Origin of the sequence: Variovorax sp. 770b2, assembly GCF_900115685.1 — a bacterium.
Lineage (GTDB): Bacteria > Pseudomonadota > Gammaproteobacteria > Burkholderiales > Burkholderiaceae_C > Variovorax.
Window position 1 is genome coordinate 3,024,020 of record NZ_FOXJ01000001.1, and the last position, 11,904, is coordinate 3,035,923.

Here is an 11,904-nt window from a genome sequence, read left to right on the forward strand (position 1 = left end):
TCTTTGAGTTGGATGAAGAAGAATGAAAAGAAGAAGAAGAAGAAGAAGAACGAGCTCAGGCGGTGAGCAGCGCCTTGCGCCGCAGGTCCTTCAAGGCCAGCGCCACCTGTTGCTGCGCGAATTCCTTCAGTGCCCCGGGCTCGGTCAGCGGCTGCTCGTCCTTGATGAAGCGCAGGCGATCGGCCCGCACTTCGCCGGCCAGGTGTTCGGCGAGCGCTTCGTGGGAATGCGCGCCGTCCAGCAGCGGCAGCAGGCTGCGCTCGAGCAGCGTGAGGCCCACGGGCTCGTGCCACTGGTTGCAGGCATGGGCATTGGCGCCGGCCGTGAGCGCGAGGCCGGGCGCGCCCCGCACGGCTGCCAGGGCTTGCGGCAGGCTGGTCACGTCGGTCGCCGCGGGCACCGGCGTGCGCCGGAACCGCAAGGCGCCGAGGATCACCAGTTCCTCGAGCATGGCCAGCACGAGGCGCTCGACCGCATCGCGCGGCTCGCCGGTGAGCCTTGCCGCGGCATCGACCAGGGCCTCGGCCGATGCGGACGCCGGATAGCGTGTATCGAGCACCTGCGCCACGGCCTTGTGCACGGGCTGGCGCAGCGTGACCTTGAGGTTGCGGATCGCGTTGCAGGGCTGCTCTCGCGCATCGAGCGTCAGCGCGCCGCCGTCTTCGGCGGTGAACACGCCGGCGAATTCCAGTGCGCGGATGCGCGCCGGATCGAGGCGGTAGCGGATGTCTCTCGCGCGCTCCTGCCTGACCAGCAGGGTCTGGCGAAAGGTGCGGTTGACCAGGAAGTCGAGGTACTGCTCCATCATGATCTGGCTGCCGCCGCATTCGCGCAGCAGCGGATCGCGCACCTTCTCGCCGTAGTTCTGCACGAACATGGTCGAGGGCTCCGCGTCGCACAGGTAGGCCAGCCCGCGGGCGTCGGCACGCGCGGCGAATTCCTTGAAGTAGCAGGGCTCGTTGCAGGGCTCCAGGAATTCGTGCAGCAGGTAGTAGCCGCTGGAACCGCGCACGATCGGCATGGTCTCTTCGAGCGTCTTCTTGAGCACGCTGTCGGGACGCGCCGACTGCTCCAGGAACTCGAGCATGCCGCGCGCGTAGGCCAGCTTTTCGTCGGGCGTGTCGCGCGGGCCACCGCGCAGGATCATCGCGTCGCGCACGATCTCGCGCGCCTTCCAGCCCGGGTACACGTTGTAGCTCACGTAGGCCACGCCGTTCGGCGCGAGGTTCTCCGAGCAGACGCGCAGGATCGCGTCCTGCACCGGGCCCGGCACCCAGCTGTAGACGCCGTGGCAGACGATGTAGTCGAACTGGCCGAACGAGGCGTCGATGTCGGCGATGTTGAACGCTCTCAACTCGACGTTCGAGAGGCCCGCATGCGCGATGGCCGCCACGCCTTGCGACACCTGCACGGTGGACAAATCGACGCCGAGCGCGCTCGCTTCGGGGTGGCGCGCCGCAAAAGGAATCAGGTTGCCGCCGGCCGCGCAACCCAGTTCCAGCACACGCGCCTTGGCGGGCGCGGGGGCATCGAGTCCGAACAGGAAGGCCAGCGCTTCCAGATGCTCCATCGCGGACTGTGGGAACGGATGCGAGTCGTAGGGCACCGTGTCGTAGTAGCTGGTCAGCGTGGAGGTCAGTGAATCCGGCACGGGTGTCCTTGGGGATCTGGGGAGCTGGGGGTTGCGATGTGACAGCGCTCGCCGACTATAGCCCCGCGATCAGGCAAAAAAAACCCAGCGGTGAAGCTGGGCTCAAGCCTTTCTGCTGGCATGGCATCAAGGACCCCGCACAGGTGGCTGGCGGGGGACGGCTGACCCGTCAAGGAGAAATGGGGGGAGGCCCTGAAGGCCGCCGGTTGGATGGGACAACAGGCACCTGCACCGAGGCTTCCGTGAGAGGCCGAAGCCAATCGACGGCTGCATCGTCGGGCAGCATGGCCCGCAGCCGTGCGTCGCGCCGGAGCGTGCGCGCAACGTCTTCCAGTTCGAGGGCATCGACCGTGTGCCAGCGCTGCCGCAACCGATGCGCGCAGGCGGCGATCCAGAGGGTGGCCGGGATGTTTTCCATGACGGTATTTTACTGTATATTTGTACAGTCTTTTCATCAAGGATGTCACCATGTCTACGACCGAAGATGTAGCTCCCGCCTCCAATCATGCATTGACCGAGGCCCTGGCCTGGATCTCGAAGTTCGCGCACGCCTGGAAGGCCATCGAGCCCGCCCCCAGGAGCCTCAGCATCGACGGCTTCATCATCTGGGGACCGGTGCTCTACGAGAAGCACAAGGCCGAGGACCCGGTGAAGCTTGCGCAGCAACTGTTCGGCAAGTCCGGTGCGTATTTCAGGTATCTCTACCCTGGGCAGAAGCCGGGCGCGGGTGCAGACCTGGCGTCTTAGAATGACCCGATGAATTGGCGCACCACACTGCTTCCGCTTGCCTTGATCACCACCGTCATCACCGGTTGCTCGGCCCCGAACGAGATCGTGCCGTTTCGCGAAGGCGTGCTGCGTGCGCCCAGCTACACGCTGGCCGCGGACTATTGCAGTGCGAAGGACCTGACGCCCAAGTGGATCGGCAGAGCGCCCGCGGAATCCGGCGTTCTGTTCCAGTGCTACTGACGCTCTGTGGGCTGAAATGAAAAACGGCAGCCGTTGGTGACAACGACTGCCGTTCTGTTGAGTGGTGGAGCTGGGGGGATTTGAACCCCCGTCCGCAAGCCTTCATCGCGCAGTTCTACATGTTTAGTGATCTGATTTGAGTCTCGCTTCCGGAGTCGCGCAGTCACACGCTAAACCGGACGCCAGCACCCTATTTTCTCGCCCCGACCCAAGGTACCCGGATCGGAGCCAGCCCATGTAATTATCTTTGCAGCCGGGAGGATTCAGATTGCTCTGTCACCCCCTTGCCCAGCCCATCGGCCTGCTGTTGCAAAGCTCACTGGCAATTAAGCAGCGAGTGCGAAACGTTCGTCGTTTGCAGTTAGTTTGTTTGAATCTGTTTTACGAGCGCATTCAGCTCGACATGCCCCGCTGCGACTCCGAACCCACGTCGAAACCAGTGCAGCCCCAAGCGTTGCATTTTAGGCGCTATCGAGCAAATGCAAGAGCTCCATGGGCGAAGATATTGACGCATCGGCTTGCCAGAGCGTCGCATCGGCCTGCGAACCCATGTAGCCGTAGGTCGCGGCCACGGTCCGCATGCCGGCAGCGCGGCCCGCGATGATGTCGCGCTCGTCGTCGCCCACGTAGATGCATGCCTCGGAGGGAACGCCCAATCGACGCGCCGCTTCATGCAGCGGTTCGGGATGCGGCTTGGCGTGCGGCGTGGTGTCGCCGCTCACGACAGCACCCGCGCTGGCGAAGAGCGGCATGGCACCGGTCAACGGATCGGTGAATCGCATCGACTTGTTGGTGACCACGCCCCAAAGAAGGCCGCGCACTTGGATGGCATCGATCAGTGCCTGGACACCATCGAACACCCGCGTGTTGAGCAGCATGCGGCGCTCGTAGGCGACGAAAAATTCCTCGCGCAGTTCGGGAAATTCAGCCGCATCGGGCGTGATGCCGAATGCCACGCCGAGCATGCCTCGCGCACCCGAGCCCGCATGCGGGCGATAGCGCTCGAGGGGATACGACTCGAGGCCGCGGTCGGTCCGCATCTTGTCGGCCGCGGCGCCCAGGTCGGGCGCGCTGTCGATCAGCGTGCCGTCCAGGTCGAACAGCACGGCTTGTGTGAGTGAGCCCTTCATCCCTGCGAACCCGGCAGCGATGGCCTCTGTGTGGCGAACATGTAGTTGACGCTTGTGTCAGCGCTGAGCCAGTAACGGCGAGTCAGCGGGTTGTGCTCCATGCCCCGCGTGTGCCGCAGATCGAGGCCAGCTGCGCGGCAGTAGGCTGCCAGTTCGCTGGGGCGAATGAGCTTCGCGTACTCGTGGGTGCCACGCGGCAGCATCCCAAGGATGTATTCCGCGCCCACGATCGCCAGTGCGAAGGACTTCAGGTTGCGGTTGATGGTCGAGAAGAACACCCATCCGCCAGGTTTGACCAGGGTGGCACAGGCCTGGATCACCGAGGCTGGCTTGGGCACGTGTTCCAGCATTTCCATGCAGGTGACGACATCGAAGCTGCCTGGCTGCTCGGCCGCCAGAGCCTCGGCACTGATCTCGCGATACTTGACGCCGCGCGTACCGGCCTCGATCGCATGCAGTTGAGCCACCTTGAGCGCCTTGCCTGCCAGGTCGATGCCTAGTACCTCTGCGCCCTTGCGGGCCATCGAGTCGGCCAGGATTCCGCCACCACAACCTATATCGAGCACACGGCGTTGCGAAATAGGTGCAATACCGTCAATCCATTCCAGACGCAACGGATTGATTTCGTGCAGCGGACGGAATTCGCTCTCCAAATCCCACCACCGATGCGCAAGTTCTGAAAACTTGGCGAGTTCAGCCGGATCGGCATTCACATTTTCTGTCATATGGCAATTATGAAGCGGGCAATGCCCGGCACGCGCAGAACGATCTTGTTGAATTCTTGCCCTCGAATTCGACGGGCATAAAAAAACCCCGCCGAGGCGGGGTTTTCATCATCGATGGAATCGATCGATTAGTTGGCGCGGGTGCCGACCACTTCGATTTCCACGCGACGGTTCTTGGCGCGGCCTTCCTTGGTGCGGTTGTCAGCCACTGGCTGCTTCTCGCCCTTGCCTTCGGTGTAGACGCGGTTGCGTTCGATGCCCTTCGAGACCAGGAAGGCCTTGACGGCTTCGGCGCGACGCACCGACAGACGCTGGTTGTAGGCGTCCGTACCGATCGAGTCGGTGTGGCCCACAGCGATGATCACTTCGAGGTTGACGCCACGGATCTTCTCGACCAGGTCGGTCAGCTTGGCGCGACCTTCAGGCTTCAGAACCGACTTGTCGAAGTCGAAGAATGCGTCGGCAGCGAAGGTCACCTTCGAAGCAGCGACAGCCGGCGGGGCGCCAGGAGCAACAGGAACTGCGCCAGGTGCTGCAGGCGCAGCAACTGCGGGAACCAGAGCGCCGTCGCAACCAGCGGCGGCAGTAGCCGGCGTCCAGTTGGCATCGCGCCAGCACAGTTCGTTCGTACCGTTCTTCCAGACCAGTTCGCCGGTGCCGTTTTGCCAGTTGTCGATCGTAGGACCGCCGTCCGCAGCGGTGACACGGGTCTGCGCGCCGGCGGCAGTGGCGAGCGCAGCGACTGCAAACATCATCGCCACTTTATTCAGTTTCTTCATGGTTCTCCTCTTGGGGAAAAAGCCGCAGCCGCGCTGCGAATCAAGGACGCTTTAAGTGACCACCACCCAAAACGTTGAGACGATTGTGCCATAGGGTCTTTGGCAAACAGGCCGCTGGACGCCCCCGAAGCGTAGGACGGAGGCGGAATAGCCGGCTTGTGTTGCGGCGGAGCGACACCCCTCACAGCGTAAAATTTCGCCTTCCTGCCGCCAGCCTCTTGCCCATGACCTCCTTCGCCAAAGAAACCCTGCCCATCAGTCTTGAAGAGGAAATGCGCAGCAGCTATCTCGATTACGCCATGAGCGTGATCGTGGGCCGAGCGCTCCCCGACGCACGCGACGGCCTCAAGCCTGTGCATCGGCGCGTGCTCTTCGCCATGCACGAGCTCAACAACGACTGGAACCGGCCGTACAAGAAGTCGGCCCGTATCGTCGGCGACGTGATCGGCAAATACCATCCGCACGGCGATCAATCGGTCTACGACACCATCGTGCGATTGGCGCAGGACTTCTCCATGCGCCACATGCTGGTCGACGGCCAGGGCAACTTCGGCTCCGTGGATGGAGACAACGCAGCCGCAATGCGTTATACGGAAATCCGGCTGGCCAAAATTGCGCATGAAATGCTGGCCGATATCGACAAGGAAACCGTCGACTTTCAAGACAATTACGACGGCTCCGAAAAAGAACCGAAAGTTTTGCCGAGCCAGTTGCCCAATTTGCTGGTCAATGGCTCGGGCGGTATTGCGGTCGGCATGGCCACCAATATCCCGCCGCACAACTTGAATGAGGTCGTCGACGCCTGCCTGCACCTCTTGCGCAATCCCGAGGCCAGCATCGACGAGCTGATGGAAATCGTGCCCGCGCCCGACTTCCCCACCGCCGGCATCATCTACGGCATCAACGGCGTGAAGGACGGCTACCGCACCGGTCGCGGCAAGGTCGTGATGCGCGCCAAGTGCCACTTCGAGGACATCGACCGCGGCCAGCGCCAGGCGATCATCGTCGACGAGCTCCCCTACCAAGTCAACAAGAAGACGCTGCAGGAGCGCATGGCCGAACTGGTGCACGAGAAAAAAATCGAAGGCATCAGCCACATCCAGGACGAATCCGACAAGTCGGGCATGCGCCTGGTGATCGAGCTCAAGCGCGGCGAAGTGCCCGAGGTCGTGCTCAACAACCTGTACAAGCAGACGCAGTTGCAGGACACCTTCGGCATCAACATGGTGGCGCTGGTCGACGGCCAGCCCAAGCTGTGCAACCTGAAGGACCTGATCCAGGTCTTCCTGCAGCACCGCCGCGAAGTGGTCACGCGCCGCACGGTCTTCACGCTGCGCAAGGCCCGCGAACGCGGCCATGTGCTCGAAGGCCTGGCGGTGGCGCTCGCCAATATCGACGAGTTCATCCGGATCATCCGCGAATCGCCGACGCCGCCGGTCGCCAAGGCCGAGCTGATGACCCGCAGCTGGGACAGCAAGCTGGTGCGCGAGATGCTCACGCGTTCGCGCGCCGATGGCGGCGTGATCAACGCCGACGACTACCGTCCCGAAGGCCTGGAGCGTGAATTCGGCATGGGCTCGGACGGCCTCTACCGCCTCTCGGAGACACAAGCGCAGGAAATCCTGCAGATGCGCCTGCAGCGCCTGACCGGCCTCGAGCAGGACAAGATCGTTGCCGAGTACAAGGACGTGATGGCAGAGATCGACGACCTGCTCGACATCCTGTCCAAGCCCGAGCGCGTGTCGGTGATCATCGGCGACGAGCTGGGCACCATCAAGCAGGAGTTCGGCCAGAGCAAGCTGGGCGCACGCCGCAGCCTGGTCGAGCACAGCGCGTTCGACCTCTCGACCGAAGACCTGATCACGCCGACCGACATGGTGGTGACGCTCTCGCACAGCGGCTACATCAAGAGCCAGCCGCTGGGCGAATACCGCGCGCAAAAGCGCGGCGGCCGCGGCAAGCAGGCGACCGCCACGAAGGAAGACGACTGGATCGACCAGCTCTTTATTGCCAACACGCACGACTACATCCTGTGCTTCTCCAACCGCGGCCGGCTCTACTGGCTCAAGGTGTGGGAAGTGCCGGCGGGTTCGCGCGGCTCGCGCGGCCGGCCGATCGTCAACATGTTCCCGCTGCAGGAAGGCGAGAAGATCAACGTCGCGCTCGCCCTGACCGGCGAGAAGCGCAACTTCCCGGCCGACCAGTACGTGTTCATGTCGACCTCCATGGGCACCGTGAAGAAGACGGCGCTCGACGAGTTCAACAACCCGCGCAAGGGCGGCATCATTGCCGTGAACCTCGATGACGGCGACTACCTGATCGGCGCGGCCCTCACCGACGGCAAGCATGACGTGATGCTCTTCAGCGACGGCGGCAAGGCCGTGCGCTTCGCCGAAGACGACGTCCGTCCGCTGGGCCGCAATGCGCGCGGCGTGCGAGGCATGTCGCTCGACCCGGGCCAGGGCGTGATCGCCATGCTGGTGGCCGAGGACGAGCAGCAGAGCGTGCTCACCGCCACGGAAAATGGTTACGGAAAGCGAACAAGCATTACGGAATACACGCGTCACGGCCGTGGAACCAAAGGCATGATCGCGATTCAACAGAGTGAGCGCAACGGCAAGGTCGTTGCCGCCACTCTCGTGCATGCGGACGATGAGATCATGCTCATCACCGACAAGGGCGTGCTTGTGCGCACCCGGGTTGCCGAAATTCGTGAACTGGGTCGCGCGACGCAAGGCGTCACGCTGATCGGGCTTGACGAAGGCGCCAAACTCAGCGGGCTACAACGTATCGTCGAGAACGACGCGAACGGCGAAACCGAGCCGGACGCAGACGATACTTCCACATCTTCAACGGAGAATCCTCAGTGAAAAAAATCAAACTCGCACTTCTGACGGTAGCTTTGGCCAGCAGCTCGATGGCCGCCATGGCCCAGGACAACAAGGCCGCGCTGATCAAGCAGTTCATCGACATCCAGCGCCCCGGCATCGAATCGCTGGCGCGCGGCCTGGTCGAGCAGTCGAGCGCCCCGATCGCACAAGCCGGTTCGCAGTACCTGCAGACGCAAGTGCCTGAAGCCAAGCGCGAATCCGCCGCCAAGGCCGCCGATGCCGAGCTCAAGAAGTACTTCGACGACGCCTACCCCGTCGTGCGCGACAAGGCCGTGCAACTGGCACCTGGCGCCCTGACCCCGCTGCTCGAGCAGAACTTCAGCGAAGACGAACTCAAGCAGTTGCTGGCCTGGATCAACTCCCCGCTCAGCAAGAAGTACCAGGACCTGAACCCGAAGATGCAGACCGCATTGACGGAAAAACTGGTGGCCGAAACCCGCGGCTCGATCGAACCCAAGATGCGCGCACTCGACACCAACGTCGCAAAAGCCCTGGGCGCACCGACCGACGGTGGCCAAGGTTCCGCACCTGCCAAGGCGCCAGCCAAGGCCCCGGCCAAGAAGTAAAACAACGTGACCCAGCAGCAGACGCCGGCCGGCAAGCGCCCCTACAACTTCTCGGCCGGTCCGGCTGCCATGCCGGAGGCGGTGCTGCAACGCGCCGCCGCCGAAATGCTCGACTGGCAGGGCAGCGGCATGAGCGTGATGGAAATGAGCCATCGCGGAAAGGAATTCGGCGCCATCTGCACGCAGGCCGAAGCCGACATCCGCACGCTGCTGGCCGTGCCCTCCCATTTCCACGTCCTGTTCATGCAGGGCGGCGGCCTCGGCGAAAACGCCATCGTGCCGATGAACCTGTCGCGCGGCAAAACCGCCGACTTCGTCATCACCGGCAGCTGGAGCATCAAGTCGCACAAGGAAGCGCAGCGCTATTGCACGGCGCGCGTGGCCGCGAGCAACGCCGAAGACCAGCACACGAAGCTGCCCGATCCCTCGACCTGGCAGCTCACCAAGGATGCCGCGTACGTGCACCTGTGCACCAACGAGACGATCAACGGCATCGAGTTCCAGCAACTTCCCGACCTCGCCGCGCTCGGCAGCGATGCGCCGCTGGTCATCGACTTTTCGTCGCACGTGGCTTCGCGCAGCGTCGACTGGTCCCGCGTGGGCCTGGCCTTCGGCGGCGCGCAGAAGAACCTGGGCCCGGCGGGCCTCACGATCGTCGTCGTGCGCGACGACCTCCTGGGCCACGCGCTCGAGATCTGCCCAAGCGCCTTCAACTACAAGATCGTTGCCGACAACAACTCCATGTACAACACCCCGCCGACGTGGGGCATCTACATGGCGGGGCTGACGTTCCAGTGGCTGCTGCAACAGACCGAAGGCACGCTCACCGGCGTGGCCGCCATGGAGCAGCGCAACATCGAGAAGGCGAAGCTCCTGTACGACTTCATCGATGGCTCCGACTTCTACGCCAACCGTATCGATGCAAGCTGCCGCTCGCGCATGAACGTGCCGTTCTTCCTGGCCGACGAAAGCCGGAACGACGCCTTCCTGGTCGGTGCGCGCGAGGCCGGGCTGCTGCAGCTCAAGGGCCACAAGTCGGTCGGCGGCATGCGCGCGAGCATCTACAACGCCATGCCGCTGGCAGGGGTGCAGGCGCTCGTGGGCTACATGCGAGAATTCGTGCGATCGCATGCCTAGGCGCATGCCCTAGCTCTGCTCGCACGATGACCGCCTCCGCACCCACACCGCCCTCCTCCCCCGACAACTCCGAAAGCCTTGCCGGTCTGCGCGTGCAGATCGACTCGCTCGATCAACGCCTGCTGAGCCTGCTCAACGAGCGGGCCCACGTGGCCGAACTGGTCGGCGAGGTCAAGAAGCGCGAAGGCACGCCGTTCTTTCGTCCTGACCGCGTTGCCGCCGTCATCGACAAGATGCAGAAAAGCAATGGCGGTCCGCTCAAGGACCTCCATGTGGCGGCCATCTGGCGCGAGATCATGTCGGCGTGCCTTGCCCTCGAGTCGCCGCAGCGCGTGGCCGTACTGGGCCCCGAGGGCACCTTCTGCGAACAGGCCGCCATCGAATACTTCGGCGGGGCCGCCGACCTCATTTACTGCGCCAGCTTCGACGAAGTGTTCCACGCCACCGCCGCGGGCAGCGCCCAATACGGCGTGGTCGGCGTGGAGAACTCGACCGAAGGCGTGGTCACCCGCTCGCTCGACCTGTTCCTGCATTCGCCCACCCACGTCGTCGGCGAAGTCAGCCTGCTGGTGCGTCACCACCTCTTGCGCAGCGAGAACTCTCTCGAAGGCATCGAGGCCGTGCTGGCCCATCCACAGGCGCTCGCGCAGTGCCAGACCTGGCTGTCCAAGCACCTGCCCAACGCCGAGCGGCGCGCTGTCTCGAGCAACGCCGAAGGCGCCCGTCTCGCGGCCACCAACCCGGCCTGGGCCGGCCTCGCCGGCGAACGCGCGGCCACCCGCTTCGGCCTGCACATCGTGGCGCACGCCATCCAGGACGATTCGTACAACCGCACCCGCTTCTCGGTGATCTGCCTGCCGCAGACGCTGGCCATGCCGCCGGCATCGGGCAAGGACTGCACGAGCCTGATCGTCTCGGTGCCGAACCGGCCCGGCGCGGTGCACGACCTCCTGGTGCCGCTGAAGGCCAACAACGTGTCCATGACGCGCTTCGAATCGCGCCCCGCGCGCACCGGCCAGTGGGAGTACTACTTCTACATCGACCTGGACGGCCACCCCTCGCAGCCCAACGTGGCCGCGGCATTGGCCGAACTGCGCGGCCTCTGCGCGTTCTACAAGGTGCTTGGCGCCTACCCCGTCAAAGCCTGAGCCGGACAGACACCATGTTCGAGCAACTGGGATTGATCGGCTGCGGCCTCATGGGCGGCTCCTTTGCGCTCGCGCTCAAGCGCGCGAAGCTGGTGAAGCGCGTGGTCGGCTACAGCAAGTCGCCCTCCACCACCGAGCGGGCACGCCAGCTCGGCGTGATCGACGTGGCAGCGCCCTCGGCGCTCCTGGCGGTGTCGGGCGCCGACCTCGTGCTGCTCGCCGTGCCGGTCGCGGCCTCGGAGGCCATGTTCAAGGCGATCCGCCACGGCATCTCGAACGAGACGCTGGTGATGGACGTCGGCTCGACCAAGGGCGACGTGATCGAGGCCGCACGCAACGGCCTGCAAAAGCAGTTCGCGAACTTCGTGCCGGCCCATCCGATCGCCGGCAAGGAAGTTTCGGGCATCGAGCACGCCGAAGCCTCGCTCTTCACCGGCCGCCAGGTCGTGCTGACGCCGGTCAAGGCCACGCTGCGCTCGAACGTGCAGCGCGCTTCGCAGGTGTGGAGCGGCATCGGCGCCAACGTGGTCACCATGACACCCGAGGCGCACGACGCCTCGTTCGCCGCCGTGAGCCATCTGCCCCACCTGCTCGCCTTCGCGTACACCAACGCCCTCACCGCGCAGCCGCAGGGCGATCGTTTCCTCAGTCTCGCGGGGCCCGGCTTTCGCGACTTCTCGCGCATCGCCGCGAGCGACCCGGTCATGTGGCGCGACGTGCTGCTGGCCAACCGCGAGCAGGTGCTGCTGCAGTCCCAGGCCTTCCGCAAGGCGCTGGAAGACCTGGAGGCGCTGATGACCGCGGGCGACCTGCAGGGGCTGGAGCAGTCCATCGCCGCCGCCAGCAAGGCGCGCGCCGCCTGGAGGCCGAACGCGAGCACCGACGCCTCGGCACAGCAGGACAGCTGA

At 64.3% G+C, this 11,904-nt stretch carries 12 protein-coding genes and 1 other RNA gene; 7 read left to right on the top strand and 6 right to left on the bottom strand.

Annotation, left to right across the window (positions count from 1 at the left end):
- Positions 1-55 precede the first annotated feature (55 nt).
- Together BM133_RS14025 and BM133_RS14030 are read right to left on the bottom strand one after the other, a co-directional pair.
- The gene (locus BM133_RS14025) at positions 56-1,651 is read right to left on the bottom strand and encodes a class I SAM-dependent methyltransferase (protein ID WP_093434488.1); all 1,596 of its coding nucleotides are present in this window, start codon (positions 1,649-1,651) and stop codon (positions 56-58) included.
- A 169-nt stretch (positions 1,652-1,820) separates the two neighbouring features.
- The gene (locus BM133_RS14030) at positions 1,821-2,069 is read right to left on the bottom strand and encodes a hypothetical protein (protein ID WP_256219171.1); all 249 of its coding nucleotides are present in this window, start codon (positions 2,067-2,069) and stop codon (positions 1,821-1,823) included.
- A gap of 50 nt (positions 2,070-2,119) precedes the next feature.
- Here BM133_RS14030 and BM133_RS14035 point away from each other — a divergent pair, with 50 nt between their 5' ends.
- On the top strand, positions 2,120-2,398 hold the full coding sequence (locus BM133_RS14035; RefSeq protein ID WP_093435340.1) for a hypothetical protein: 279 nt from the start codon (positions 2,120-2,122) through the stop codon (positions 2,396-2,398).
- Between the two features lie 9 nt (positions 2,399-2,407).
- The gene (locus BM133_RS14040) at positions 2,408-2,620 is read left to right on the top strand and encodes a hypothetical protein (RefSeq protein WP_093434490.1); all 213 of its coding nucleotides are present in this window, start codon (positions 2,408-2,410) and stop codon (positions 2,618-2,620) included.
- Between the two features lie 62 nt (positions 2,621-2,682).
- Here the strand turns inward: BM133_RS14040 and ssrA are convergent.
- From ssrA to ompA, 4 genes are all read right to left on the bottom strand, one after another.
- Positions 2,683-3,069, bottom strand: a transfer-messenger RNA (tmRNA) gene (ssrA, locus tag BM133_RS14045).
- A gap of 12 nt (positions 3,070-3,081) precedes the next feature.
- The gene (locus tag BM133_RS14050; protein ID WP_093434491.1) at positions 3,082-3,750 is read right to left on the bottom strand and encodes an HAD family hydrolase; all 669 of its coding nucleotides are present in this window, start codon (positions 3,748-3,750) and stop codon (positions 3,082-3,084) included.
- Positions 3,747-4,475, bottom strand: coding sequence for a bifunctional 2-polyprenyl-6-hydroxyphenol methylase/3-demethylubiquinol 3-O-methyltransferase UbiG (gene ubiG / locus BM133_RS14055; protein WP_093434493.1), 729 nt, complete (start codon positions 4,473-4,475; stop codon positions 3,747-3,749). The genes BM133_RS14050 and ubiG overlap by 4 nt, the downstream gene beginning before the upstream one ends.
- Positions 4,476-4,603: 128 nt before the next feature.
- The gene (ompA, locus tag BM133_RS14060) at positions 4,604-5,254 is read right to left on the bottom strand and encodes an outer membrane protein OmpA (protein ID WP_093434494.1); all 651 of its coding nucleotides are present in this window, start codon (positions 5,252-5,254) and stop codon (positions 4,604-4,606) included.
- A 224-nt stretch (positions 5,255-5,478) separates the two neighbouring features.
- On the opposite strand from ompA, the gene gyrA reads away from it, so the two are divergent.
- From gyrA to BM133_RS14085, 5 genes are all read left to right on the top strand, one after another.
- A complete protein-coding gene (gene gyrA, locus BM133_RS14065; RefSeq protein WP_093434496.1) occupies positions 5,479-8,124 on the top strand; it encodes a DNA gyrase subunit A in 2,646 nt (881 codons plus the stop codon).
- Positions 8,121-8,711, top strand: coding sequence for a DUF2059 domain-containing protein (locus BM133_RS14070; protein ID WP_093434497.1), 591 nt, complete (start codon positions 8,121-8,123; stop codon positions 8,709-8,711). The genes gyrA and BM133_RS14070 overlap by 4 nt, the downstream gene beginning before the upstream one ends.
- A gap of 69 nt (positions 8,712-8,780) precedes the next feature.
- Positions 8,781-9,848: a 3-phosphoserine/phosphohydroxythreonine transaminase gene (gene serC / locus BM133_RS14075; protein ID WP_256219216.1), complete on the top strand. Its 1,068-nt coding sequence runs from the start codon at positions 8,781-8,783 to the stop codon at positions 9,846-9,848.
- 26 nt (positions 9,849-9,874) lie between these two features.
- Positions 9,875-10,996 carry a prephenate dehydratase gene (pheA, locus tag BM133_RS14080; protein WP_093434500.1) on the top strand — a complete coding sequence of 374 codons (1,122 nt, stop codon included), beginning with the start codon at positions 9,875-9,877 and terminating at the stop codon, positions 10,994-10,996.
- Positions 10,997-11,010: 14 nt separating this feature from the next.
- Positions 11,011-11,904 (top strand): prephenate dehydrogenase, encoded by an 894-nt coding sequence (locus BM133_RS14085; protein WP_093434502.1) that lies wholly within the window; start codon positions 11,011-11,013, stop codon positions 11,902-11,904.

Excerpts from the sequence above, each read along its gene's own strand:
- BM133_RS14030 (WP_256219171.1), bottom strand. The coding sequence starts at position 2,069 with ATGGAAAACATCCCGGCCACCCTCTGGATCGCCGCCTGCGCGCATCGG.
- BM133_RS14035 (WP_093435340.1), top strand. The coding sequence starts at position 2,120 with ATGTCTACGACCGAAGATGTAGCTCCCGCCTCCAATCATGCATTGACC.
- BM133_RS14040 (WP_093434490.1), top strand. The coding sequence starts at position 2,408 with ATGAATTGGCGCACCACACTGCTTCCGCTTGCCTTGATCACCACCGTC.
- BM133_RS14050 (WP_093434491.1), bottom strand. The coding sequence starts at position 3,750 with ATGAAGGGCTCACTCACACAAGCCGTGCTGTTCGACCTGGACGGCACG.
- ubiG (WP_093434493.1), bottom strand. The coding sequence starts at position 4,475 with ATGACAGAAAATGTGAATGCCGATCCGGCTGAACTCGCCAAGTTTTCA.
- ompA (WP_093434494.1), bottom strand. The coding sequence starts at position 5,254 with ATGAAGAAACTGAATAAAGTGGCGATGATGTTTGCAGTCGCTGCGCTC.
- gyrA (WP_093434496.1), top strand. The coding sequence starts at position 5,479 with ATGACCTCCTTCGCCAAAGAAACCCTGCCCATCAGTCTTGAAGAGGAA.
- serC (WP_256219216.1), top strand. The coding sequence starts at position 8,781 with ATGCCGGAGGCGGTGCTGCAACGCGCCGCCGCCGAAATGCTCGACTGG.
- pheA (WP_093434500.1), top strand. The coding sequence starts at position 9,875 with ATGACCGCCTCCGCACCCACACCGCCCTCCTCCCCCGACAACTCCGAA.
- BM133_RS14085 (WP_093434502.1), top strand. The coding sequence starts at position 11,011 with ATGTTCGAGCAACTGGGATTGATCGGCTGCGGCCTCATGGGCGGCTCC.